Source organism: Cyanobacterium sp. HL-69 (assembly GCA_002813895.1).
Classification (GTDB): Bacteria; Cyanobacteriota; Cyanobacteriia; order Cyanobacteriales; family Cyanobacteriaceae; genus Cyanobacterium.
On the sequence record CP024912.1, the window covers coordinates 158,833 to 182,621 of the forward strand.

Here is a 23,789-nt window from a genome sequence, read left to right on the forward strand (position 1 = left end):
ATATTATGATTAAACTTTATTTTTAAATAAAATCGGGAGGTCAAGGCTATCACTACTTCTATTCAGACAAATTCATCAGCGACATTTACCCAAGACTACAATCATGTTGCCCTAGAAATCATCGGTAGAAAACCCCTCAAAGGGGAAGTAAGAATCAGTGGAGCAAAAAATTCTGCCCTCGCTATCTTGGCAGGTACTCTTTTATGCAGTGAAGAATGTCGTTTAACCAACGTTCCCACCCTCAAAGATGTGCAATTTATGGGTCAGGTATTAAATGCTCTTGGGGTAAAAATCGAACAAAATCAAGATGTGTGGGATATTGATGCCCGTCAACTAAAAGACGCTCAAGCCCCTTACGAATTAGTGTCTCAACTACGAGCTAGTTTCTTTGTAATAGGACCTATTCTTACCCGTTTAGGGGTTGCCCATGTGCCTTTACCAGGGGGATGTGCGATCGGTTCTCGTCCCGTAGATCTTCACGTCAGAGGACTTCAAGCCATGGGTGCTGACGTAATTATCGATCACGGCATTGTTAACGCCTCCGTAAAAGGCAACAAAAAAAGACTTCAAGGAGCAAATATATTTCTTGACTATCCCAGCGTCGGTGCCACCGAAACCATCATGATGGCAGCCACCCTCGCCGAAGGAGAAACCATCATCAAAAATGCTGCCCAAGAACCCGAAATCGTTGACCTTGCCAACTTCTGCAATAGCATGGGAGCAAAAATAAAAGGAGCAGGAACTAATACCATTACCATCGAAGGGGTAAAAAGTCTTCATAGTACCGATTATGCCATTATTCCCGATCGCATCGAAGCAGGTACATTTTTAGTAGCCGGGGCCATTACTCACTCTCCCATTACCCTTACCGCTGTTAACCGTGAGCATCTAATTCCCGTCATCGCTAAATTAGAAGAAATTGGCGTAAAAGTAAAACAAGAATCCCCCACCAGCCTTACCGTAGTGCCAGGAGAACTTCGTGCCACCGACATAGAAACCTCCCCTCACCCTGGTTTTCCTACGGATATGCAAGCCCAATTTATGGCACTACTTACCGTTAGCCAAGGTAATAGCTTGATTACCGAAACAGTATTTGAAAATCGTTTACGTCATGTAGCCGAACTAAAACGCATGGGGGCAGACATCAAAGTAAAAGGTAACTGTGCCATGGTAAAAGGTATTTATCGTTTATCTGGCGCCCCTGTTATGGCAACGGATTTGAGAGCATCCGCAGCTCTTGTTATTGCGGCTCTTGCGGCCGACGGTACCAGCTTAATTCAAGGATTACAACACCTTGATCGAGGTTACGAAAATATTGAACAAAAACTACAAAGTCTAGGCACCCAAATTAAGCGCATTCAGTATCTTAGCTAGATTTTTTTTCCTACACATTACAATTTTTTTTGAGCGTTGAGCCTACAGAGTGATACTGAAAGCAAAACGCTTTAATTTTTTTTGATTCAATGACAACGATCCAATAAACTCGACAAAGTGATGAATAATGGATAGTGAGTAATTAAAAAAAATATAAAAAATTAATTATCAATTATCACGTTCCTATGAAAAAAATTTTACTCGTAGAAGACAGTAAAACCACCAGAGAAATAATTAGTAATTTACTCACCAAACAAGGATTGTTAGTACAAAGCGTCACTAACGGTGAGGATGCTCTAACGATCATGAAAAGTACCATTCCTGATTTAGTAATTTTAGATATAATCTTGCCTAAAATGAATGGTTATGAAGTTTGTCGTCATATTAAATCTGAACAAAAAACTCAAAATGTTCCCGTAATTCTTTGTTCCTCAAAAAAAGAAGAATTTGATCGTTACTGGGGTATGAAACAAGGTGCCGACGCTTACATTAGTAAACCATTTCAAGCTAGTGAACTAATGAAAATGATTAAGCAACTACTCAGAAAATAATTGTTTATAATTTATTTTCTAATGGGAATAATACACTATAATTAATGGTTAGTTATACTTCTCCTAATTTTTATTGTTTAATTCCCATAATATTTACAGAAGTTATACTCTAATTTCATCTCAACAGCATCGAAAATGGTAGATAATCAAAACAAATCCCCATCTATTGACGAATCGCCTTATTCCCTCGCCCTTGATACAGAATTTACCGAAGATGTAGAGGCCTTAGAAGGAGAATCCCATCTTCGTTTTTTTCTTCCATCTGGAAATGAATTTGCCCTCTCTGCCATGGGAATTAGAGAAATTATGCAACAGGAACCAGGGAATATTACCCCTGTACCGAATGCCTCTCCTTTACTGCTCGGCACAATCAACCTTCGAGGAGAAATTATCTGGGTAGCCGATCTCGGACAATTCCTTGGCTATCCCAATATGTTAAACACTGATCGGGGAGAGGTGCCCGTGATTGCGGTGGAAGAGCAAGACATAATCTTAGGATTGGCAGTAAAATCCCTAGGAGCAATTCATTGGCTTGAGGTGGATAAATTGCAAATACCCCAAAATATTCCGGACCACATTGCGCCTTATGTTCAAGGGGAATGGGTAGAAGGAAGAAATCATCATATTAGGGTATTAGATCACATTGCGATTTTACGCTCGGCTCGTTGGGTAGCTTAATCTGAGAGTCGTTATATGATAGACACATTGAGTTTAAACTTAGAATGCAACTGACGGAGAAGTAAAGATGGCATCAGAAACTGATTATCAAAAAAGATACGCTCAAGCACAAAACGCATATTTAGAGGGAAATTTGCCAGAGGCTCGTGATATTACCGATATTCTTGTTAATGATTACCCTAAAGATCCTGCTGTCTTATTACTTCAAGGTCATATTTGCTTACAACAAGATGAGCATGATAGTGCCAAAGCCAGTTATGAGAAGGTGTTGAAACTGAGCGATCGCCCCGACATCATCAATTTAGCCCATCAAGGTTTAGAACAAATCAACGAGCAAGAAAATAGCATTTATCCCATGGAACTAGAAGATCCCAACTTCGGAGATGAGGTAGAAGAGTTTGAAGAAGATGAAAGCGAAAACTGGACCAATAGTCTTTCCTTAGATAACCTAGACTGGGATCCCTCCGACTTAGAAGACGAAGAAATCGAAGATCCAACCTTACAACAAAACCCCTCCTTTACCAATAGTCGAGACAAAGTATCTAGTCACGAAAATAATCCCTTTGAAATCAGTGAAGATGATGATTTTGACGAGGAGGAGTTAACCGCCACCAACTTTGACTCCCTTTCTCAACCCTTTGATTTTGACCCCACCAACAGTACCGATGACGATGACTTTGAATTTGGAGTAACCAATCTCAAAGATTTAGACGTTAATCTAAGCAGTTCGGACATTGATTATGACGACTTACCCCCTCTTAATCTCGATGAGGATGACGAATCAGATGATATAACAGGTAGCCCTACCTTTGTGGTATCTTCCGAAAATCAAGGAAACTCCCAAGAATCTGACCTAGTAGATTTAGAAGAAATGCTCACCAGCACGGGAGGAGACTTTCTCGATGATTTGAGTGATGATGATTATGGAGACTATAGTTCTGCCCTAGAACCTTTAACCACCCCGTCAGGTTCCTTTGCCACCAAAAATCAAACCAACTCCATGGATGAGGATGATGAGGATCAACCCTTAGCATTTGGAGATGACGAGAAATTTTTCCTTGCTCCCGATGATCTTGACGATATTCCTGACATTTCATCCGATAGTATCCCTTCCTCCATCTTTCCCCAACCTCAACAAGCCCAAGCCAATGATGGTTTTGATGAGGAAGACGAAAGCAGTAGTTTTACCTTTAACACCTCCGATCTCAATAGCATCGATTTAGGCGGCGAAGACGGCATCGGCACCAGTGCTTCTTTCTCTCCTTACACAACCCCTGCTTACCAAGCTATGCCCTCGGAATTGGAGATTCATTCCAGCAAATTTGGTAAATATTACAACCTCTCAACTTTTAATAAGCAACTGTTCCACGGTTTACTCACGGGGGCAGTCTCTTTTATTGCGGTAATATTGATTACCTCTTTTCAGGGGGGGGCTGTGGAAGGAGAAAGACAAGGCTTGGGATGGGGAAATAAATTCATCCTTGGTTTATTAACAGGAGTAGCCGCCGGGGGGACTACGGCGGGGGCGGGTTTGGTGATGGCAAAACACGTGGAACGTTATACCAACGATCTTCAAAACCAGTTTGATTCTATTTATCAGGGTAATTATGATGTGAAAACTAGCGTCTATTCCCAAGATGAATTCGGTACCCTCGCTTCTAGTTTTAATCACATGGCGAAAATGATTAAAATGACCACCACGGAAGCGAAAAAAAGAGCAGAGGATACGGAAAAGGCTAGGGAAGATTTCCAAAAACAAGTGGTTAAGTTCCTTGATGACGTAGAAGGTGCGGCACGGGGTGATTTGACGGTTCAAGCGGAGGTTACTTCTGATGTACTAGGGGCGGTGGCAGATGCTTTTAACTTAATCATCAAAAATGTTCGTACCATCGTAACTCAGGTAAAACAAGCAGCAATTCAGGTAAACAAGGGAAGTACCGATAGTGAAGTGTTTGCTCGTAGTCAGTCTAGTGACGCTTTGAGAATGGCGGAGGAGTTGGCGGTAACTCTTAACTCGGTACAGATGATGACCGACTCTATCCAAAGGGTGGCAGAAAATGCTCGAGAAGCCGAAGAGGTGGCCCGTTCTTCTAGTGTTACCGCCCTCAAGGGGGGGGATGCGGTAGAGCGCACCGTAGCTGGTATTTTACAGATTAGGGAGACGGTATCGGAAACCACTCGGAAGGTAAAAAGGTTGGCTGAGGCCTCCCAAAAGATCTCTACCATTGTGGCGGTAATCTCTAACATCGCTTCTCGTACTAACCTTTTGGCGCTTAATGCCTCGGTACAGGCGGCACGGGCAGGGGAAGCGGGTAGAGGTTTCTCCATCGTAGCGGCGGAGGTACGACAGTTGGCGGATAGATCAGCTAAATCTTTGCAGGAAATTGAGCAGATTGTATTACAAATTCAAACGGAAACTGGCTCGGTAATGACGGCTATGGAGGAGGGGATACAACAGGTAATGGATGTTACCCGCCGTTCGGAAGATGCAAAACGTTCTCTTGAGGATATTATTCAGGTTGCTAACCGTATTGATGCTTTGGTGCGATCGATTACGGCGGATACCGATGAGCAACGGGAAAATTCTAAAGGGGTGGCAAAGGTTATGCAGAATGTGGAGTTAACGGCGCAGGAAACCTCTCAAGAGTCTCAACGGGTGGCGGGTTCTTTACAGAATTTAGTTACCATTGCTAGGGATTTAATTGCCTCTGTGGATATGTTTAAGGTTGAGTAGTAAGGGAGCATGGATAAAAAGCAAAGATCAGCTTATTCTCAAGGAGGTTTTTTTGCTCAGACCTATTATGGTTTATTGGGTTTACATCCTTCTGCTTCGGTGGTGGAAATTCGTCGTGCTTATCGGGAGTTGAGTAAGTTTTATCATCCTGATACCACTTCTTTACCCCTTGAGGAGGCTAAAACAAAATTTCAATGTTTAAATGAAGCCTATGGAGTATTAGCTAGTCCTGAGAGGCGATCGCTCTATGACCTACAAATAGGTTACTCCCGTTGGAATGTAATTCAATCCCCCCTTAATTTTTATCAAGATGATCAAGAGGAAGATTATAAAAGTTCCGCCTACCTAGATCCTACCGATAGACCTTTATCATCAGGGGAATTATTTGCCCTCTTACTTATGGGTATCACTCTTCTTGCTTGTCTTATCCTCGCATTATCCCTCGCTTGGCTAAGGGGCTGACTTTTTTTTGGTAAAATTGTGGTGCAATAAATTCTAATTATATCGATAAACATGGCTTCACTATCACCCACTAGCCCCCTTTATAGTTACCCCCTACCTGCGATCGAAGACTGGTTAAAATCCATGGGATGTCAACAAAATACTCAACAACTAAATTGCTGGTATCTAAGCAAAGAACACTGGGAAGCAGAAATAACCCTTGAAACCGAAGACATTAACATTAACTACCTCCAAGCAGGAGCCGATGGCACAGACATCAAAAGAGCATTTCGTTACTCCCTTTCCCGACAAGATATAGAAGACGCTATTTTTTCAGGACCCTAGTTAGGTTTTAGGATAATATTTATTCAAAATAAATAATATCTTAATTTTCTGTTTGCCTTATTGTGTGGGGTAGGGAAGCAATATATTTTGTATAAAAACAATACATATACCACATCCCTACGGTATTTTGTAATAGGATTTTTCAACTATTGAGAGAGTTGATTAGGCCTCTGCTTCAATTTGTAAAAATAATAGTGCCATAACCACTGCAGGCATAACTAAACCAACAGCAGGAACTAAAATAGATGGTAAGAAAGAAGCTGCGTATTCTCCAAGCATGATTGTTATTATCCTTATGCTAAACAATAAAATTAACTACCATGGATATTACAGCGAACCTAAGCAAAAAGGGGCGAAATATAAAGATTCTTAACAAAAAAACTTTGAGAATCAAATCTCAAGTTAGAGTAAGCTACAAACAACAATTTTTGTAAAAAAAATATAAGGAGCTTGAATAAAAGTCCATGAGTACTAACGTAGTTCATTCTGGTGGCGATCCTCAAGTAGGAAATCTTAGCACTCCTATCAACGGATCTGGTTTTACAAAAGCATTTATTAACGGTTTACCTGCTTATCGCAAAGGTTTATCCCCCAATCGTCGTGGCTTAGAAATTGGCATGGCCCATGGTTATTTTCTTTATGGACCTTTTGCATTACTAGGACCCTTAAGAGATACAGATTTTGGAGCTCAGGCAGGTTTACTCGCAACCATTGGCTTAGTTGCCATCTTAACAATTTGTTTATCTATTTATAGTGCAGTGGGTGTTGGTAAACCTACTGAAACCTTGACCACTCCTCAAGTTCCCGCCGAATTGGCTACTAAGGAAGGTTGGAGCGAGTTTGCTTCTGGATTCCTTCTTGGTGCTTCTGGTGGTGCTTTCTTTGCTTTCTTCCTTTGCCAAACCTCTTACTTACAGCCTTTAATTGAAGCGGCCAAAAATGTTTGGTAATTTTTAAGTTTCTCTTAATTGTCAGGAAGAAATTAAAATTCATCAGGCAAGGGGATACATTTCCTCTTGCTTTTTTGGTGGCTTACAACTGATACTGGATTTCTAAAAAGTATATTAATAAAACGAACAATGAGCTTAAGCCCATTGTCAATAAAAAATTAACTAAAACAACAAAAATGTTGTTTAAATGTCCTAAAATAGACTTTAGCAACAAAAATGTTGTTAAACTATATAAGTAGTCAGTCTATAAAAACTAATTAACATGAGTGCCACTGTAAAAACTTTAGTCAATCAACCTTATAAATACGGATTTATCACTGATATTGAATCTGATAGTATTCCCAAAGGATTAAGTGAAGAAGTCGTTAGGTTAATTTCTGCCAAGAAAAACGAACCTGAATTCATGTTGGAATTTCGCCTCAAAGCCTATCGCCAATGGTTGAAAATGACTGAACCACAGTGGGCTCATGTGGGCTATCCTAAAATTGACTATCAAAATATTATTTACTATTCTGCTCCAAAACAGGGTAAAGAAAAGCTTAAAAGTTTGGATGATGTCGATCCTACTTTGCTAGATACCTTTGAAAAATTAGGTATTCCCCTATCAGAGCAAAAAAGATTGAGCAATGTTGCCGTTGATGCTATTTTTGATAGCGTTTCTATTGGTACTACCTTCAAGGAAAAATTAGCAGAAGATGGGGTTATTTTTTGTTCTATATCTGAAGCACTACAAGACCATCCTGATTTAGTTCAAAAATACTTGGGTACTGTTGTACCTACCGCTGATAACTTTTTCGCGGCTCTCAATTCCGCTGTATTTAGTGATGGTTCTTTTGTTTTTATTCCTAAAGGGGTAAAATGTCCCATGGAATTATCTACCTATTTCCGCATCAATAACGGAGATACAGGACAATTCGAGCGCACCTTAATTGTAGCAGAAAAGGGGGCATCAGTAAGTTATTTAGAAGGGTGTACCGCCCCCATGTACGACAGTAACCAACTCCATGCCGCCGTAGTAGAATTAGTCGCCCTTGACAATGCAGACATCAAATATTCCACCGTCCAAAACTGGTTTGCCGGGGATGAAAAAGGCAAAGGGGGTATTTATAACTTTGTAACCAAACGGGGATTATGTAAAGGAGTTAACTCCAAAATCTCTTGGACTCAAGTAGAAACTGGCTCGGCGATTACTTGGAAATATCCCAGTTGTGTATTAGTAGGCGATAACTCCGTTGGCGAATTTTACTCCATTGCCCTTACCAACAATATGCAACAGGCAGATACAGGTACAAAAATGGTTCATATCGGCAAAAATACCCGTAGCACCATCATCTCTAAAGGTATCTCCGCGGGAAACTCCAAAAATAGTTACCGTGGCTTAGTAAAAATGGGTAACAAAGCCAAAGGTGCAAGAAACTACTCTCAATGTGATTCCATGCTTATTGGTGACAATGCCGAAGCCAATACTTTCCCTTACATTCAGGTAGATAATAATACCGCAAGATTAGAGCATGAAGCCTCTACCTCCAAAATTGGAGAAGATCAACTGTTCTATTTTGCTCAAAGGGGTATTTCCGAAGAAGATGCTATCTCGATGTTGGTGAGTGGTTTTTGTAAAGATGTACTCAATGAATTACCCATGGAATTTGCCGCTGAAGCTGATAAATTATTAAGCCTCAAATTAGAAGGCACAGTGGGTTAATCTTTCCACAAATCATAATGGTGGGCAATGCCCACCCTACAAAATAATTGAGAATGAATAGTTAAGAATAAAACTTTCAAATTTGAAAGTAAAGTCTTATTTATCATTTATTGGCAATGGGCTTAAGCCCATTGTTTCTTTTATTCGTATATTTTTCTTTACTATTCAACCCTTACCCTTTGGGTAATCATAGTTGTGCCATCTTCACGGATAAAAATAGCAGAGTACCAATGATCTCCTTCCCTGATGGTAACTCGTTTGAAGATTCCCCCGGCGGATAGGGCATCTAATTCCATGGGTTGTGGATTCGTAAATAAAGCGGGATTTACTCGTTCTTCTTTTACCCCTCCTAATATTAAACCATTACCGATGGGATCTTCTACGATCGCATCTAAATCGAATGCTTGACCTGATCTAACTGTTTGAGGTAATCTGAAAGTAATTTCAGGGGGATTTTCTCCTGTAGTAACACGGGTTTTTTCCGTTAGAATTTCTTGGGAAATTAGTTGTTGATTTTCAAAAGTTTGAAGGGCTGTAATTTCGGAAACCATATTGACAGTCTCCCCATTTTCTTGTTTGCTACCTTCTACAGTGGTGGTAGTGTTGAGAATTAACTGTGTTTGATTTTGTTCGCTGGAGTTGATGGTGGTAGTGTATTTCAGATTCGGATAGGTATTCCAAAGCTGTGCAAGGGAACTTAAAAAAGTCTCATTATCTAAGCCATCTTCGTTGCTGAATTGAGGAGAAATATACTGCTGTAAAGTTTCTATGTCTTGATTATTACTAGCAACATCAATTCTGGTAATAAGTTCGATGATTTCTGTATTAGTGTTATTTTGTGCCGTAGCGGGGTTATGTTTCTGTAGGGAAAAATAAAAACTAACAATAAATAACAAGGAAAAGTTTAATATTCTTTTTATTTTTTTCTTTCTTTTAATCATTATCTGATTTTATTTGATTGATACTTCATAGTGATGACAATAATTATAACAATCAAAACCTTGACTATTTAAGATGAGTTGAAAAAATGCTTTTTTTGGAAGTGTTGGTGATAATCAGGGATTCAAAATATTATCACCATTCCCTATTACCCACTTAAACTAAAAATAATATCTAAATTTAGTAATGAACTTTCGTCAAATATCTGTAATTTTACGTGTTTAACTGTTTTTTTACTCAGGAAAAATCTCTTTGGTATTCTAAGTAAGTAGGCATAATTAAATCGATTTAGGCAAGGGGTTTAAACCCCTTGTTCATAAGAGTCTTAATAAAATAAGAGCTATAATTAATTTCGCCAACCTACTTATCTATTATTTGTAGTATGTATAATTATTTTATATTATTTTAATGTTTTAATAATTGCTAATTATTTCTAAAATATGAGCCAATACAGTGAGTACTTTTACTTAATAATAAAGGAGAAATATTACATTTAATAAACAAAGGTGTTTTTACTAAAAAAGTTTTGATAATTTAGATAAAGAGTGAATGAACAAAGACGATTAAAAATGATCAAACATTTTTCAGAAGATTGGATTAAAGAATGGTGTAACGAAAATGGTTGGACGGACTTATTTTTAAATCGCCGAGATTACTGGGCTTTTCCTCCTAATGGGGTAATGCCTTTACCTATTCCGAGGGAGATATTATTAGATATTAAGGCAGAAAAAGGATTTTCTGATCAAGAAAAAATTTGGGTATCTGCTACTTTAATTGTTAGTCTTCTGGGGGTTATATTTAGCTATTGGTTAAATTCTCCGATGCCTTTAGTTTTTGCTTTTGCTTTTTGTGCCATGGTAGTGGGAAATTTTGACATTGATTAGATAATTATTTTTTACATTGTTGAGTTTAGAGATAATTTTTCGGGGGTTGCTTAATACTCAAATATTATTAAACTATCATAAACATTCAATATCTTATGATATTGTTACGATCGCCCCTTATCCACCTAAACTAAAAATAAGATCTAAATTCAGCAATACCATTTTTCTTTTAGAATGACTGACCAAACCATTAACCTAAGTCCTGAGCTATATAGTTATTTGTTGTCTGTATCTTTGAGGGAAAATCCCGTTTTAGGGGAGTTGCGAAAGGAAATGAAAAGTCATCCTGTGGGTAGGATGCAAATTTGCCCCGAACAAGGGCAGTTTATGGCTTTATTATTAAAGTTGATGGGTGCAAGGAAGGTATTAGAAATAGGGGTTTTTACGGGTTATAGTTCAACCATTATGGCTTTGGCTTTGCCTGACGATGGTAAGTTGATTGGTTGTGATAGTTGTAAGGCGGATACGGACATTGCTAGGAAGTATTGGCGTAAGGCAGGAGTGGAGGATAAAATTGAGCTTTTTTTGGCTCCTGCGCTAGATACCCTTAATGATTTAATAGAGCAGGGGGAAAAGGAAACTTTTGATTTTTGTTTTATTGATGCAGATAAGAGTAATTATCTTAATTATTATGAAAAGTGTCTGTGGTTGGTGCGTAGAGGGGGGCTAATGGCGATCGATAATGTGCTTTGGTATGGTAGGGTTGCAGACAAAAATATTGATGATAAAAGGACAAACAAAATTAGGGAATTTAATCAATTTTTAAAGGAAGATGATCGTATTGATCTTAGTTTAATTCCCATCGGAGATGGTTTAACATTGGCTCGTAAAAAATAATTGGGCGTTGCTGATTTTAGATATAGTTTCTCATTTAAGCAGAGAATAGGGAACAAAAAATGCCAATAATTTTATATTTTTCAAGATAAATAAAAATAGAAAGTTGCTCCCTGATTAACTTGGGCATCATACCAAATTTCGCCGTTATGTCGTTGAATGATTCGCTTCACGGTGGACAAACCAACCCCAGTACCTCTAAATTCTTTCTCGGTATGTAGGCGATGAAAGGGAGTAAAAAGTTTTTCAGCTGTTTGGGGATCAAATCCGGCTCCATTATCTTTGATAAAGTAGATGTTTTTGATACCTTTTTTTATAATTCCAAATTCGATGCGGGATTTTTTTACTTTGGCAGTGTACTTATAAGCATTTTCCAAGAGATTTTCTAAAACAATTCTCATCAAATTCAGATCTCCTCGACAGTAAAGGTTTGGAGTAATGATAAAATCAACGGTGCGATCGCAATTTTTGACTTTAAACTTATCGCTAATTTCGGAAACTACCTCGCTGATGTTGAAATTAGAGTATTCTATATCGATATTTTGTACTTGAGATAAACGCAATAAATCTCGAATTACCTCCGCCATTCTTTTTCCTTCATCTTGGATATATTGAAAATATTCTTTAACATCGGGATCAAATTTATGGGCAAACTCTTGAGCTATTAGTTGACTAAAACCATTGATGACATGAATTTTGTTCTTTAAATCATGGGATACTCGATGACTGAATGCTTCTAAATCTTGGTTTAATAGCATTAGTTCCTTGTTTTTGCGTTCAATTTCCCTTTGCATATTGAGTAAACGCAATTGATTTTCGACTCGGATAACTACTTCTTCAATTTGAAACGGCTTCGTGATGTAATCAACACCGCCCACATTAAAAGCGTGTACTTTGTCAAAGGTATCGTTAAGGGCGCTCAGAAAGATGACGGGGATATGTTTGCTCTTTTCTTGGGATTTGAGAATTTTACATACTTCATAACCATCTAATTTGGGCATTTTGATGTCTAGCAAAATTAAATCAGGGGCTTCGATGTCAACAACCTGCAAAGCCTGTCGCCCACTTAAAACTCTTCGTACATCATAATCATGATCTGTGAGCATGGTAAATAATAATTGCAAGTTTTCGGGGACATCATCGACGATGAGAATGTCTCCTTTTTTAGAGGTTAAATTATTCATTAGTATCACCTTGGGTTAGGTTGATTATTTGATCAAAAAATAAGTTGTTGAGCATATGATTAAGATGATGGGCAAGGAAATTATATTCTGGGGGAATCTCAGCTATTAATGTTTTAATTTTTGCTTCTCTGGCACTCAATGCCGCTTGATGGAGTTGATTTATCCATAGGGAGGGCATTTTTTGTAACTGTGTTTGTGTTTGTTGTGTGTCTGGGGTGGGAGGTTGGATTTTATTTTGGTTTTTATCTCGCTTTTCTTGATAGATGTATTTAACGCCCAGATATTTTTCCATCATTTCAAAGATGACTTTTTCTTGGAAGGGTTTGCTCACAAAATCATTACATCCTACTTGAAGAATGGCTTCTCTTTCTTCGTCGAAGACGGTGGCGGTGAGGGCGAGAATGGGTACTGGTGGTTTGTCTTCCATGGTTTCTAGGTTACGGATATGACGACTGGCTTGATAGCCGTCCATGATTGGCATTCTCATGTCCATCCAAATTAGGTTGGGTTGCCATGTTTGCCAAAGTGCGATCGCCTCTTTTCCATTACAAGCAGTTTGCACATCAAAACCCATGGACTGCAACATTTTTTCCATCAACAGGCGATTATCCTCCACATCTTCTACTACCAAAATACGATAAACAGGTTGTGACTGTTGTAAACCAATTATCTGACGAGAATTACTTTGGGATTTTTGCTCAATCTTTTCGGGAAGAGTCATGGCAATACGACAAGTAAAAATAGAACCTTCTCCCCACCTACTTCTAACCGTTATATCACCATCCATCAACCGGGCAAATTGACGACTAATAGACAATCCTAACCCTGTACCCTCCCGAGAATGAACATTATTATCAGTTTGCTTAAAAGGCTCAAAAATACTCTCTAAATTATCTTCCTCAATGCCTATTCCCGTATCCTTAACCTCAATCAACAATTGCACCTGTCTGCCCACCAAATTATCCGACGATAATAAAGATAAAAATAAATCCACATGACCTTCATCGGTAAATTTAATGGCATTACCCACTAAATTAACAATAACCTGGCGTAACTTACTCTCATCTCCCTCCAAAAATTGCGGTAAATCATCATCCTGATACACACGAAAAGATAAACCCTTAGAATTAGATTTTATAGTTAACAACTCCTGCACCGATTTAATCAAATCATGAAGATTAAAACAAGTTTGGTGGAGAGTAATCTGCCCCGCCTCAATGCGAGACATTTCCAAAACATCATTAATCAAAGACAGCAAATGCTCCCCACTACGATTTATAATGCCCAAATATTCCTGTTGTGCTTCCGAAAGAGAGCAATCCCTGTTCATCATTTGAGTAAAGCCCAAAATTGCATTAAGGGGAGTGCGCAATTCATGACTCATTTTTGCCAGAAACTGACTTTTTGCCAAGTTAGCTGCATTGGCTTGTTTTGTTGTCTCCTCCAAAATATGTTGAGAATATTGAGAAAACTCTAGGGCTGTTAGTAGTAATACTTTCCTTAACTCCTGCGCCGCTTCAATTTCCACAGACTCCCAAGGAAAAGATTTATTTCTCACCGTCTCTTTCCACATCGCAAAAGAATGACGGGGAGTAAGCTGGGAAATATTATCAATCTTTTCAATACTCACATCATAAGGATTACCACCCCAAGGCACTTCGTAAGATTGCTCAGGTCGAAACCAAATTAAATGATAGGTATGATTAGTTAAAAACAAAGATATGCTTAAAATTCCGCACCCTGTATCTTTAAACTCTCTCCCTAGTGGATAAATCATAGACAAAGAGTCTGTAAAAAATATCTCTTGTTGACTTTGATTAAGAAATTCTTTGATTAAATTATTTACCTGACATTGGCTAGGGGTATTTCCCATCAGGTGAACATCATTATCTAAACAAACCGCTAAACCTTGGGACTTAGTAAGGTTGATTAAACTATTTTTATTTCGCATAAAAACTTCTTTTATCAAGTCTGGACTCCTTAATAAACCATGCCTGAGTCGATTTTGAATTCCCTGTATTTGCAAACGATAATTTTTAAATTTTTGTTCTTGTTTACAGAATAGGTGCGCTGATAAAAATTGCCCTAAAAATTCCCCCGCCTTTCTGGTTTCGTAATTAATATACTTCGGAGAATAGTGATGACAGGCGATTAACCCCCAAAGTTTATTTTGATTGAGGAGAGATATGGACATAGAAGCCTTTACTCCCATATTTTTTAGATATTCGATATGACAGGGAAAAACACTTCTTAGGATAGAGTGACTTAAATCTAACTCTTGGTTTTTGAGGGGATGTTGACAGGGAATAATATCAACAGGGGGGGCAGACACATCACAAATAATCCTTAACCAACTTCGTTCATAAAATTCACGGGCAGGGGAGGGAATGTCATAGGAGGGATAATGTAAACCTAGATAGCTTTCAATACCTTCTTTTTTATCCTCGGCAATTACCACTCCGCTATTGTCAAAGTTGAAACGATAAATTAAAACCCGATCAAATTGAGTGATTTTTCTGATTTCTTTGGTAATAACTTGATAGGTTTCTTCTAAGCTATAACTATAGCTAGTATTAAGAATGGCATTATTTAAAAGACTATATAAATCTGGTAAATATTTCTGTTCAGCAAAGTGTAGAGGTTCAAGTTCTAAGATAATACTATCTTGGATCGTGTGAATAGTACCTTGAAATTTAATTTTATCCTTAGATTTTTTGGTTTTAATAATCTCAAAAAAATCATGATTGTTATCTTTTAAAGATGCTAAAATATTTTCTATTTGCTTAGGATAAAGCAACTCTTTTAAGGGCTTTTCTAATAGGTCTAAAGGCGCTACATCTAGGAAATTTTGGACATTATTACTGATTTGAATAATTTTCAGGGTTTCAAGGTCAATAACTATCAAGATTCCGTGGGCTTGAATCGAACCAGGATACCTAATTTCATATTGTTCGTGGTATTGTTGTTCGCCAGTCGTTAGATTAATCATGACAGTTTATTTAATGAAAAGAGGGGGATTTTGAGGTAGCTATTTTTTATTTTTAATCAATGTAAACTGACTTTTTTTCATAATTGAAGTAAGTTTATTTTAGCTATTTTTCTCAAAATCTAGTGATGATTATTTAACAATTATTCATGAATGTTTAGAAAAGTTAAATATCCCAGTCTTCTTCTTCAAAATCATCAAATTCTTGATCTTGTTCATAGGCTGGGGTAATAACTCGATAGGTGGCGTCATAAATTCCCCCTTCCATGGTACGAGAAGGCTGACGGGGAGGTATTTTGGCACTTTTAGGTAATATTTCTGTCCTCTCTCTGGATTGGTATGAGTAAGGGGCTGCTTGACGGGGTTTTTGATTAGTTTCTAATTCTGGTTCTGGTTTATCGGCAGGATCTATTTTTATTTCTGGTTCCGGTTTTTCTATAATTTCTGGTTCGGGAGTTATATCTATGGTTTTATCTTCTTCTTTATATTCTAAAATATCTTGATTTTTTTCTAATATAATTGGTTCTTGAGGAGTATTATTATTAATATCTTCTATTTCTTTATTTTCAATTTTTTCTGATTCAGTAGTTTCTGGATAAGGTACTGGCTCTCTATCTAAATCATCGGGATAAATTGGATCTTCTTTGTATTTTGGTTGATAGTATGGGTGATATTTTTCTTCTATCTTTTTTGAATATTGGCTTTCTCCAGAGGGTTGTGGATTGTTGGGGTTATTAGGATTATAGTTGGAATATTTAGGAGTTTTGGGTGTAGATAATTTGATAAAAAAGTTAATCATTAGGGTAGAAATTATTCCTCCAAAAAAGCCACTAAAAATAATAATTGATAGGGGAATATTAATAGGTGAGCTTCCTAATATGATAATAGGAATAGCTTGAGAATTTTGTATTAATAATAAAATTAAAACTAGAAAAAAGATAATTAATATTAAACTTTTGAAGTTCATGGTCAGGTAAATGTGGCAGGGATATGGTTGGTATTTTTAGTGGTAGTAATATTTAATGATTTATGGCATATTCAAGGGTATTACATATAACTTGAGTTCGGGATAAAATTTATAGTATTGTAAAGGTGTCAGGTATTGGGTATGAGGGGGGCAAGGGGTTTAAACCCCTTGTTAAAAATTCACAAAAACTATGTGTTAATTAATTTTTATATGGTGGGCGATGCCCACCGTTAATTATTTGTGTTTTTTCGGAGATATAGCAATTATAATAGTTACGGGGTACAAAATGATCCCCCTAAATCCCCCTTAATAAGGGGGACTTGAAAATCATAAATATATCTCATAATTATAAAAAACGCTATAAAATTAATAATAAATATTATTTTTCTAGGGGGAAATAAACGAGGGGAAACCAACTACGATGGAGGATTTCTTGGGCAAAACTTTTCACTGTCCAGTTTAGCAGAATATTATCACGATCATCAGCAATGGCGATCGCACTTACATCATAATTAAGGGCAATATCAAGGATTTCCATAATGGGATCACCTTTTTTCACTATAGATTGAACCTCTAAACCCAAATCTTTTAATTCTTGTTCCACTTTTGCTAAATCTTTTTGGGCGTTTTCAAGCCTATTTTCTAATAATAAAGAAGAACGAGAAACCTCTTCTACTACAGTTAATAATAATATTTGATGTTGAGTTTTCAGAGACTCTTTTTGACAATATTCTTTGACTTTATTAATAAGATAACGAGAAGACTTACCACCTTTGTAAGGTACTAGCCAAAAACGATTGAGATGCTTACATCTTAGGGCTAATTCCTCATCTCGATAAACAGAGATTAATTGAGGGCGTAAAATCATAAAAGGGACTTTTAATTTTTTGGTTAATTTGGTAGCGGTTGAGCCAAATATACCTTCTTGAATAGCAGTTTTTACCGTGGTACCAAGAATTACAAAATCTATATTATATTTTTCTACAGTTTCAATTATGTTGGCGGTAGGTTCTCCTGATACCACTTCTAAATTGACTTTAATGGAGTCTGGAACATTCTCGAATTGAGAAGATAGAAAACTTTTAACCTCATCAATTCTATCTTGATCGATGCGAGGAATTTCCCCTTCTGTCCAGAGAGGAACACTATGTAAAAAGGTAATTTCCTTTAGACCACTATGTTCAAAACTACTTACAAAACGGGCTAGTTTTTGTAATCCGTCTTTTAAGTCTGTACAAATCAGGCAACGCTGGAGCATATATTTTTCTTTAGTAATATTTTATTTTAGGGTAACATTTAATCATATTAATTATTGATTAAACTTTAGATGATAGTGATAAATATTATTTATTAATATTATTTTAAATCTTTTCCCCACTGAGGATAAATACAGGGGCGATCGCCGCAAAAACTTGACTGATACCCCTTGTTTCTAGGCGATTAATAGATGATTGTACTACCTCGATATTTCGAGCGTGTAATTGGGCTAGACCTTCGGAGAGTTGGTAAAGATTTTCAAGGTTAGATGCGATCGCCACTACCCGACCACCCCCTTGTAAATTATCCCAAACTTCTGTCAAAACAGCCTTCACCGACTTACTACCCCCAATAAAAACTCGATCAGGTTTAGATTTGATCTCCCCAAGACAATCAGGGGCGCAACCCTCCATTACTGTAACATTAGTTACTTTAAACTTTTTACTATTTTTTTTAATTAAAGAAACAATTTCGGGATCCCTTTCAATGGCAAGAATTTCGCTCTGGGGGCATAACAAACCCATTTCAATGGACACTGTACCAGTACCGGCACCTATATCCCAAATTACTGATTTATCCTCCAACCGTAAAGCCGACAAAATCAATAATCTGACCTCTCTTTTCGTCAGGGGAATTCCCGGTAAACGCTCAAAAAGTTCATCGGGGATGCCTGAAGTTTTATATTTCCACACCATAATTTAAAAATTTATTATATTTACAATCAAAATAATGTCTTTAGGGAGTAGGGGGCAAAACCAAACTATATATATAAAAAGAATAAACATTGACAAAATCAGCAAAATATTGTCTTTTTTCTTCTTTATGCTCTAATCCCCATATTACATGACAAGCTGTCAAGACAACTTACCTCTTAATCCTTTCAAGAAAAAAAACATAATATTCCTTCTTGCCTACTCCATTGATGCCACCCTTTAAGAATTGAAACGTATTCAAACAAATCATACACCCTGACCACAAAAGAAACATGATTTCCACCATGGAGATGTGAGAGTAAGACAAATGCCAAAACTAAATAAATTTATAGAAGGATACTTATGTTGTTACAGAACAAAAGAACAAGAAACTTAGTAGAAGTCATAGATCTTCAATCATTACTGACCCCAATGACAGTACGATTTTAATCCAAATACAAGCGGGGGAAGACTTGCCCATCTGTTGGTTAGATGTCAATTACACAAAATCATAATTTTTTTGAGGTAAAGAAAATGATTTCATTTCGACACATTCGTAGATTTTTTATGATTATGAGTTTAGCTGTAACAGTGGCAGTTACAGGAACCTTGGCTCTTGGCTCTTCCAATAGTTGGGCTAACGCACTCGAGCCTAACCAAATTGTAGGACAATTGCCGAATTTGTCGCCTCTTTTCTAGCCGTAAAACTGAGTCTATGAGTCAGCGAGAAGATTTGAGCGAAGAACAAGTCAATCAAGCCATCGACCAGATACAATCTGCCGTTCGTAATGTAGTCAAAGCTCCCCGTCGTTTGGCAAACCGTGTCCAAAAAGAGGCGGTTGATTTTAAAACGAATTTAGAAGAGTATCTGCAAAACACTGATAAAGAAGAATTAAATCCTGATGGCATTAAGCGTGATTTACAACTTCTGTTGCAACATCCTCGTGCAGGGTTAAGTAGTCTGGGCGATCGCACTTCTGAATTCGATCGTCAAACCTTTGTCGCCCTTTTGGCTCAACGGGAAGATTTGAGTGAGGAGGAAGCCAATCAAATTGCTGATCAGGTGGAATCTAACTTTAAGGCCATCATTGAACAAGTCCAGCAAGTACAACAGGCCATCCAGTCAAAGATTGATAAAGGATTTGATAATGTTCGCAACTATCTCAATGGTTTGGAACTCCCTGAACTCAACTATGAAGGCATCAAGCAAGACTTTGGCACACTGTTTAATGATCCTCAGATGGGTTTGGAGGCTCTGCGCGATCGCTTGACTCAGTTCGACAGAGAAACCCTCGTGGCGATTCTGAGTTCCCGTGATGACATCTCTGAAGCAGATGTTCACCGAGTTATCGAGCAGGTAGAAAGCGCACGGGATAACGTTTTACACAAAGTTGAAAAGATTCAGCAGGAAACACAAAAACGCCTTGAGTCTGTCAAACACGAAGCACAAAAACAAGTACGAGAAACTCGAAAAATGGCGGCCGGTGCTGCTTGGTGGGTATTTAGCTCGGCTTTATCATCCTTGGCAGCCTCGGCGATCGCTGGTTATCTAGCGGTTACTCGGTTCGCCATTTTATAAACCATAAACATTACAAGGAAATAAAAATGAATACAAATAACAACACAAAAAAACGGGCGATCGGTACATTCCCGACTCGCAAAGCGGCTGAACAGAGTCTTCATGAATTAAAAAATTCAGGTTTTGCTATGGATCAGGTGTCTGTAGTGGCTCAAGACTCAAAGCAAAATGAAACCATTGTTGAGGGAATCAATGTCAGCGATCACGCTGGGAACAAAGCCGACGATGGAGCAAAAATGGGTGCCTTGTCTGGTGGTGCTTTAGGTACTCTGACGGGATTACTGGTCGGTCTTGGTGTTTTAGCCATTCCAGGTGTGGGCCCTATTTTGATGGCTGGAGCCGTTGCCACCAGTTTGGCGACCACAGTGACAGGAGGTGCGATCGGAGCCGCGGCAGGGAGCTTGGTAGGGGCATTAATTGGGCTGGGTATTCCTGAAGAAAGAGCTAAAGTCTATAATGATCGGGTTTCTGCAGGGGAATATCTAGTGATGGTTGATGGAACCGATGCTGAAATTGCCAAGGCCGAAGCCATCTTAAACCATAGCGGTATTGAAGAATGGGGGGTATATGACGTTCCTGCAAAGGAATCTGCTACCACAAACCACACTGCTGATACGGCCCCTTCCCATGAAATGAATGATCAAGTCACTCCAAGACCCTCCGAATCTGTTACTCATACACCAAAAAGCAATCAGCCCACTTCATCCAATGATGTCAAAAAAGTGAAACTGCACGAAGAACGTATGGTTATGAATAAAGACCGCCAAAAAATAGGTGAGGTAGAAATTGGTAAGCGCGTGGAAGTAGAAACGGCTAACGTTGCGGTACCACTCACAAAAGAGCGTCTTGTGATTGTCACAGTTCCCCCAAGCAGTGAGAAGGTTTCCACCGATAATATTGATGCGTTTCATAACAGTGATACCGTTCGGGTGGAGGTTTACGAAGATACTCCTACTATTCATAAGGAGACTTTTGTTCGTGAGGAGGTCACCATCGGAAAAGAAGTAACTCAAGAAACGGTTAACGCAGAAGAAAATTTACGTAGAGAAGAACTAGATGTGGATACTCAGGGCAATCCTTTCATGGATAACAGTTCTAATGGCAGTGATAACCCTCGCCGTTAACCCCCTAAATTAAAGAAAAACTCAAATTAAAAGGGAGTTCAGTGCCTAAGTGCTGGACTTCCTATTTTTATGACTGTAACCCCCTAAAAAGTTAAGAGTTGAAACTTATTGATACAAGATATACATTCTCATAACATATCAAACACGATTTAACCCGCCCGAATGTCATGGTGTAGAAAGTCAGAAGACTAAACAGAATAATATATTTTGAAGTAACAATGATGAAAAATAACGCACCAAAGATTAAAAAACCCCTTGATCCTAACGAAGTTAGGACACAACCCGTTTCACTAGCTGATGCTGAAACAGTGAAGTTGTACGAAGAGCGCATGATTGCCGATAAAGAACGCATCAAAACAGGGGAGGTGGTCATTGATAAGCACACGGAATCAGAAACTGCCCGTGTTTCCATGCCCATTGAAAAGGAGCATATTGTGATTGAAAGGGTTCCTATGAATGGCGACACGGTTGCTACGGATAATGTTGATGCCTTTCATGATGATGATACTGTTCCCATGGAAGTTTATGAAGATACCCCAGATATTCGTAAAGAAGTTTTTGTTCATGAGGAAGTCACCATCGGAAAAGAGGTGAACCAAGAAACCATTAACGCCGAAGAAAATCTACGTCGGGAAGAACTAGATGTGGATACTCAGGGAAATCCTGCTATTGACAACCGTTCTAATCGCGCTGAAAACCGCCCCATTTAAAGACTTTCCCACTGACTGCATTATCATTTTTATTTTGCAATCAGTATGGCTCAGCACTTCGCCCATCATGAAATTAAGGAGATTTATCCATGGAAACAATCAATATCGGACTGACAGATAAACAACGTCAAGGGGTGATCAATTTGCTCAATCAAAGTTTGGCAGACACCTATGTACTGTTGGTGAAAACGAAAAAATATCATTGGGATATTGTGGGACCGCAGTTTATGACTCTGCATAAGCTATGGCACGCTCATTACGAAGCTCTCACTATCAATGTAGATGTTATTGCCGAACGCATCAGAACCTTGGCAGGGTATCCCGTAGGAACCATGAAAGGATTTCTCAAAATTTGTTCTCTCAAAGAGCATCCTGGTGATGTCCCTAGTGCGACGGAGATGGTATCGCAACTGCTAGAAGACCATGAAAAGGTTGTGCGAAATTTGCGTGAACAGGTTAAGAAATGTAGCAAGGAGTTTAAGGATGAAGGAACTGCTGATTTTCTCACTGGGTTGATGGAGCAACATGAGGAAATAGCTTGGATGTTACGTTCTTTTATTGAGGGAGAAGCTCTCCAAGGGAATGGCTTGAAACCAAAGGGAGACAAAAAGGTGGTAGGGGTTTAGCAAATCGTTTGTCTTGAAGGAGTTTCGGTAAATATTAAACCACGAAATTATGGAGGGAAATAATTCATGATATTAACTGTCCATTTATTGGCAATGCTCAGAACAAGAATTGTTGAACTTGATCGAAAACTAGCTTTACGCCATGGCGATCGCTACGACAAAATCAAGCATCAATTGGACGAGGCAAAAAAGTGGTATCAAACCACAAAATCGGAAGCCCAAAGCAGTAACACCATCCCCCTGGAGCAAAAGCAGGAGGAAACAACGGATCAATTTGCCAAAGCTGGATCAGGTGCTGCCCGTCAAGAAGATGTTATCAAGCAGAAGTTAAAAAAACTTTTGAACAATCGAATCAAGGCTAAATAACAATTTATCTATTTCTTTTCTTATTCATTTAATAAAATTTACATTAAAAACCATGAAATTACTATATATCGTTCTCGGCATTCTGCTTCCCCCTGTGGCTGTTTTCCTAAAGTTTGGGGTTGGCTCAACACTATTCATCAATATTGGGCTAACCATACTCGGTTGGATTCCAGGCAGTATTCATGCAGTATGGGCGATCGCAAAAGAAGACCAAGAACTGAACGGAACTGTTTAAAAAGAAGCAGTTAATCCATCTAAAAGCTCTAATGGGTGAGCGCTTAACATCAAAATTGCTCAAGCAAAACTCATTGTTACCACGTCGTTTATTGGATTAAAAATATGAATAATATCATCGGATATCTAGTTACTACTTTAGCAACAGCATTAGGTTTACTGATCGTTGATTTAGTTGTGCCAGGGGTAAACATTGCCAACTTTCCTAGCGCATTAGTGGCAGGGGTTGTCATCGGATTCGTCAATTCTGTCATTCGACCAGTGCTTTCTACCCTATCACTACCCATTAATTTTGTGACCCTAGGGCTATTTTCCTTAGTCGTCAACGGCTTTTGTTTTTGGTTAGCCTCTTTATTTGCCCCCGGTTTTATGGTAAGTGGTTTATTGGCATTCATCCTAGGGCCAGTTATCTTATCATTTGCTAGTACCTTCTTAAATACTTATTTTGCGGAAAAGAATATTGGTCAATTCTCTTCTTCACCCACCATTGAAAACTCCCCCCATTAAATTTTCCTGATTTCCTATGGTTGAGTTAAGAGCCTTTACAAAAGGAAAGTCCTTTCCTAAAGTAGTATATGTATAATCTTAGCTTTACCAAAGTTTTGAGGGTATATTCCATCATGAAGACATTT

The 23,789-nt window shown here is 38.2% G+C and carries 24 protein-coding genes; 17 read left to right on the forward strand and 7 right to left on the reverse strand.

What is annotated here, in order from left to right:
- Positions 1 to 60 precede the first annotated feature (60 nt).
- From murA to AA637_RS00685, 6 genes are all read left to right on the forward strand, one after another.
- Positions 61 to 1,374 carry a UDP-N-acetylglucosamine 1-carboxyvinyltransferase gene (murA, locus tag AA637_RS00660; RefSeq protein WP_446684507.1) on the forward strand — a complete coding sequence of 438 codons (1,314 nt, stop codon included), beginning with the start codon at positions 61 to 63 and terminating at the stop codon, positions 1,372 to 1,374.
- A 185-nt stretch (positions 1,375 to 1,559) separates the two neighbouring features.
- Complete coding sequence (locus tag AA637_RS00665; protein WP_069789512.1) at positions 1,560 to 1,925, forward strand: response regulator transcription factor; 366 nt, start codon at positions 1,560 to 1,562, stop codon at positions 1,923 to 1,925.
- A gap of 135 nt (positions 1,926 to 2,060) precedes the next feature.
- Entirely contained in the window at positions 2,061 to 2,603 is a 543-nt protein-coding gene (locus tag AA637_RS00670) for a chemotaxis protein CheW (RefSeq protein WP_242411874.1), read from the forward strand.
- A 67-nt stretch (positions 2,604 to 2,670) separates the two neighbouring features.
- Positions 2,671 to 5,337: a methyl-accepting chemotaxis protein gene (locus AA637_RS00675; protein ID WP_446683479.1), complete on the forward strand. Its 2,667-nt coding sequence runs from the start codon at positions 2,671 to 2,673 to the stop codon at positions 5,335 to 5,337.
- A gap of 9 nt (positions 5,338 to 5,346) precedes the next feature.
- Positions 5,347 to 5,799 carry a J domain-containing protein gene (locus tag AA637_RS00680; RefSeq protein WP_446683480.1) on the forward strand — a complete coding sequence of 151 codons (453 nt, stop codon included), beginning with the start codon at positions 5,347 to 5,349 and terminating at the stop codon, positions 5,797 to 5,799.
- A 51-nt stretch (positions 5,800 to 5,850) separates the two neighbouring features.
- Positions 5,851 to 6,123 carry a DUF3143 domain-containing protein gene (locus AA637_RS00685; protein WP_069789509.1) on the forward strand — a complete coding sequence of 91 codons (273 nt, stop codon included), beginning with the start codon at positions 5,851 to 5,853 and terminating at the stop codon, positions 6,121 to 6,123.
- Positions 6,124 to 6,285: 162 nt separating this feature from the next.
- Here the strand turns inward: AA637_RS00685 and AA637_RS00690 are convergent, their stop codons facing one another.
- Positions 6,286 to 6,402: a photosystem I reaction center subunit VIII gene (locus tag AA637_RS00690; RefSeq protein WP_069789508.1), complete on the reverse strand. Its 117-nt coding sequence runs from the start codon at positions 6,400 to 6,402 to the stop codon at positions 6,286 to 6,288.
- A 185-nt stretch (positions 6,403 to 6,587) separates the two neighbouring features.
- Between AA637_RS00690 and AA637_RS00695 the strand changes: the two genes are divergently transcribed.
- Positions 6,588 to 7,073 carry a photosystem I reaction center subunit XI gene (locus AA637_RS00695; RefSeq protein ID WP_069789507.1) on the forward strand — a complete coding sequence of 162 codons (486 nt, stop codon included), beginning with the start codon at positions 6,588 to 6,590 and terminating at the stop codon, positions 7,071 to 7,073.
- A 262-nt stretch (positions 7,074 to 7,335) separates the two neighbouring features.
- A complete protein-coding gene (gene sufB / locus AA637_RS00700) occupies positions 7,336 to 8,775 on the forward strand; it encodes a Fe-S cluster assembly protein SufB (protein WP_446683481.1) in 1,440 nt (479 codons plus the stop codon).
- 161 nt (positions 8,776 to 8,936) lie between these two features.
- Here sufB and AA637_RS00705 read toward each other — a convergent pair whose 3' ends face one another.
- Positions 8,937 to 9,716 carry a hypothetical protein gene (locus tag AA637_RS00705; RefSeq protein WP_069789505.1) on the reverse strand — a complete coding sequence of 260 codons (780 nt, stop codon included), beginning with the start codon at positions 9,714 to 9,716 and terminating at the stop codon, positions 8,937 to 8,939.
- A 567-nt stretch (positions 9,717 to 10,283) separates the two neighbouring features.
- On the opposite strand from AA637_RS00705, the gene AA637_RS00710 reads away from it, so the two are divergent.
- Both AA637_RS00710 and AA637_RS00715 read left to right on the forward strand, forming a co-directional pair.
- Positions 10,284 to 10,598 (forward strand): slr1957 family protein, encoded by a 315-nt coding sequence (locus AA637_RS00710; protein WP_446684508.1) that lies wholly within the window; start codon positions 10,284 to 10,286, stop codon positions 10,596 to 10,598.
- 174 nt (positions 10,599 to 10,772) lie between these two features.
- Positions 10,773 to 11,435, forward strand: coding sequence for a class I SAM-dependent methyltransferase (locus tag AA637_RS00715; protein ID WP_446683482.1), 663 nt, complete (start codon positions 10,773 to 10,775; stop codon positions 11,433 to 11,435).
- Positions 11,436 to 11,515: 80 nt separating this feature from the next.
- On the opposite strand, the gene AA637_RS00720 is transcribed toward AA637_RS00715, so the two are convergent.
- The 5 genes from AA637_RS00720 to cbiT form a co-directional block, all read right to left on the reverse strand.
- A complete protein-coding gene (locus AA637_RS00720; RefSeq protein ID WP_446683483.1) occupies positions 11,516 to 12,616 on the reverse strand; it encodes a response regulator in 1,101 nt (366 codons plus the stop codon).
- Positions 12,609 to 15,605: an ATP-binding protein gene (locus tag AA637_RS00725; RefSeq protein ID WP_446683484.1), complete on the reverse strand. Its 2,997-nt coding sequence runs from the start codon at positions 15,603 to 15,605 to the stop codon at positions 12,609 to 12,611. The genes AA637_RS00720 and AA637_RS00725 overlap by 8 nt, the downstream gene beginning before the upstream one ends.
- A gap of 163 nt (positions 15,606 to 15,768) precedes the next feature.
- Positions 15,769 to 16,401 (reverse strand): hypothetical protein, encoded by a 633-nt coding sequence (locus AA637_RS00730; protein ID WP_446683485.1) that lies wholly within the window; start codon positions 16,399 to 16,401, stop codon positions 15,769 to 15,771.
- 547 nt (positions 16,402 to 16,948) lie between these two features.
- Positions 16,949 to 17,827 (reverse strand): universal stress protein, encoded by an 879-nt coding sequence (locus tag AA637_RS00735; protein WP_446683486.1) that lies wholly within the window; start codon positions 17,825 to 17,827, stop codon positions 16,949 to 16,951.
- Between the two features lie 103 nt (positions 17,828 to 17,930).
- Positions 17,931 to 18,521, reverse strand: a complete 591-nt coding sequence (cbiT, locus tag AA637_RS00740; protein ID WP_446683487.1) for a precorrin-6Y C5,15-methyltransferase subunit CbiT — start codon at positions 18,519 to 18,521, stop codon at positions 17,931 to 17,933.
- A gap of 712 nt (positions 18,522 to 19,233) precedes the next feature.
- Here cbiT and AA637_RS00745 point away from each other — a divergent pair.
- From AA637_RS00745 to AA637_RS00775, 7 genes are all read left to right on the forward strand, one after another.
- Positions 19,234 to 20,097: a hypothetical protein gene (locus AA637_RS00745; RefSeq protein WP_446683488.1), complete on the forward strand. Its 864-nt coding sequence runs from the start codon at positions 19,234 to 19,236 to the stop codon at positions 20,095 to 20,097.
- Between the two features lie 26 nt (positions 20,098 to 20,123).
- Positions 20,124 to 21,221, forward strand: a complete 1,098-nt coding sequence (locus tag AA637_RS00750) for a DUF2382 domain-containing protein (protein WP_446683489.1) — start codon at positions 20,124 to 20,126, stop codon at positions 21,219 to 21,221.
- 218 nt (positions 21,222 to 21,439) lie between these two features.
- Positions 21,440 to 21,931 carry a YsnF/AvaK domain-containing protein gene (locus tag AA637_RS00755; protein WP_446683490.1) on the forward strand — a complete coding sequence of 164 codons (492 nt, stop codon included), beginning with the start codon at positions 21,440 to 21,442 and terminating at the stop codon, positions 21,929 to 21,931.
- A gap of 89 nt (positions 21,932 to 22,020) precedes the next feature.
- A complete protein-coding gene (locus tag AA637_RS00760) occupies positions 22,021 to 22,557 on the forward strand; it encodes a Dps family protein (protein WP_446683491.1) in 537 nt (178 codons plus the stop codon).
- Positions 22,558 to 22,623: 66 nt separating this feature from the next.
- Positions 22,624 to 22,923 (forward strand): hypothetical protein, encoded by a 300-nt coding sequence (locus AA637_RS00765; protein ID WP_446683492.1) that lies wholly within the window; start codon positions 22,624 to 22,626, stop codon positions 22,921 to 22,923.
- A 52-nt stretch (positions 22,924 to 22,975) separates the two neighbouring features.
- On the forward strand, positions 22,976 to 23,158 hold the full coding sequence (locus AA637_RS00770) for a YqaE/Pmp3 family membrane protein (protein ID WP_069789494.1): 183 nt from the start codon (positions 22,976 to 22,978) through the stop codon (positions 23,156 to 23,158).
- 104 nt (positions 23,159 to 23,262) lie between these two features.
- Positions 23,263 to 23,664 carry a phage holin family protein gene (locus tag AA637_RS00775; protein WP_069789493.1) on the forward strand — a complete coding sequence of 134 codons (402 nt, stop codon included), beginning with the start codon at positions 23,263 to 23,265 and terminating at the stop codon, positions 23,662 to 23,664.
- The last annotated feature ends 125 nt before the right edge of the window (positions 23,665 to 23,789 follow it).

Excerpts from the sequence above, each read along its gene's own strand:
- AA637_RS00665 (WP_069789512.1), top strand. The coding sequence starts at position 1,560 with ATGAAAAAAATTTTACTCGTAGAAGACAGTAAAACCACCAGAGAAATA.
- AA637_RS00670 (WP_242411874.1), top strand. The coding sequence starts at position 2,061 with ATGGTAGATAATCAAAACAAATCCCCATCTATTGACGAATCGCCTTAT.
- AA637_RS00675 (WP_446683479.1), top strand. The coding sequence starts at position 2,671 with ATGGCATCAGAAACTGATTATCAAAAAAGATACGCTCAAGCACAAAAC.
- AA637_RS00680 (WP_446683480.1), top strand. The coding sequence starts at position 5,347 with ATGGATAAAAAGCAAAGATCAGCTTATTCTCAAGGAGGTTTTTTTGCT.
- AA637_RS00685 (WP_069789509.1), top strand. The coding sequence starts at position 5,851 with ATGGCTTCACTATCACCCACTAGCCCCCTTTATAGTTACCCCCTACCT.
- AA637_RS00690 (WP_069789508.1), bottom strand. The coding sequence starts at position 6,402 with ATGCTTGGAGAATACGCAGCTTCTTTCTTACCATCTATTTTAGTTCCT.
- AA637_RS00695 (WP_069789507.1), top strand. The coding sequence starts at position 6,588 with ATGAGTACTAACGTAGTTCATTCTGGTGGCGATCCTCAAGTAGGAAAT.
- sufB (WP_446683481.1), top strand. The coding sequence starts at position 7,336 with ATGAGTGCCACTGTAAAAACTTTAGTCAATCAACCTTATAAATACGGA.
- AA637_RS00705 (WP_069789505.1), bottom strand. The coding sequence starts at position 9,716 with ATGATTAAAAGAAAGAAAAAAATAAAAAGAATATTAAACTTTTCCTTG.
- AA637_RS00710 (WP_446684508.1), top strand. The coding sequence starts at position 10,284 with ATGATCAAACATTTTTCAGAAGATTGGATTAAAGAATGGTGTAACGAA.
- AA637_RS00715 (WP_446683482.1), top strand. The coding sequence starts at position 10,773 with ATGACTGACCAAACCATTAACCTAAGTCCTGAGCTATATAGTTATTTG.
- AA637_RS00720 (WP_446683483.1), bottom strand. The coding sequence starts at position 12,616 with ATGAATAATTTAACCTCTAAAAAAGGAGACATTCTCATCGTCGATGAT.
- AA637_RS00725 (WP_446683484.1), bottom strand. The coding sequence starts at position 15,605 with ATGATTAATCTAACGACTGGCGAACAACAATACCACGAACAATATGAA.
- AA637_RS00730 (WP_446683485.1), bottom strand. The coding sequence starts at position 16,401 with ATGATTAACTTTTTTATCAAATTATCTACACCCAAAACTCCTAAATAT.
- AA637_RS00735 (WP_446683486.1), bottom strand. The coding sequence starts at position 17,827 with ATGCTCCAGCGTTGCCTGATTTGTACAGACTTAAAAGACGGATTACAA.
- cbiT (WP_446683487.1), bottom strand. The coding sequence starts at position 18,521 with ATGGTGTGGAAATATAAAACTTCAGGCATCCCCGATGAACTTTTTGAG.
- AA637_RS00745 (WP_446683488.1), top strand. The coding sequence starts at position 19,234 with ATGAGTCAGCGAGAAGATTTGAGCGAAGAACAAGTCAATCAAGCCATC.
- AA637_RS00750 (WP_446683489.1), top strand. The coding sequence starts at position 20,124 with ATGAATACAAATAACAACACAAAAAAACGGGCGATCGGTACATTCCCG.
- AA637_RS00755 (WP_446683490.1), top strand. The coding sequence starts at position 21,440 with ATGATGAAAAATAACGCACCAAAGATTAAAAAACCCCTTGATCCTAAC.
- AA637_RS00760 (WP_446683491.1), top strand. The coding sequence starts at position 22,021 with ATGGAAACAATCAATATCGGACTGACAGATAAACAACGTCAAGGGGTG.
- AA637_RS00765 (WP_446683492.1), top strand. The coding sequence starts at position 22,624 with ATGATATTAACTGTCCATTTATTGGCAATGCTCAGAACAAGAATTGTT.
- AA637_RS00770 (WP_069789494.1), top strand. The coding sequence starts at position 22,976 with ATGAAATTACTATATATCGTTCTCGGCATTCTGCTTCCCCCTGTGGCT.
- AA637_RS00775 (WP_069789493.1), top strand. The coding sequence starts at position 23,263 with ATGAATAATATCATCGGATATCTAGTTACTACTTTAGCAACAGCATTA.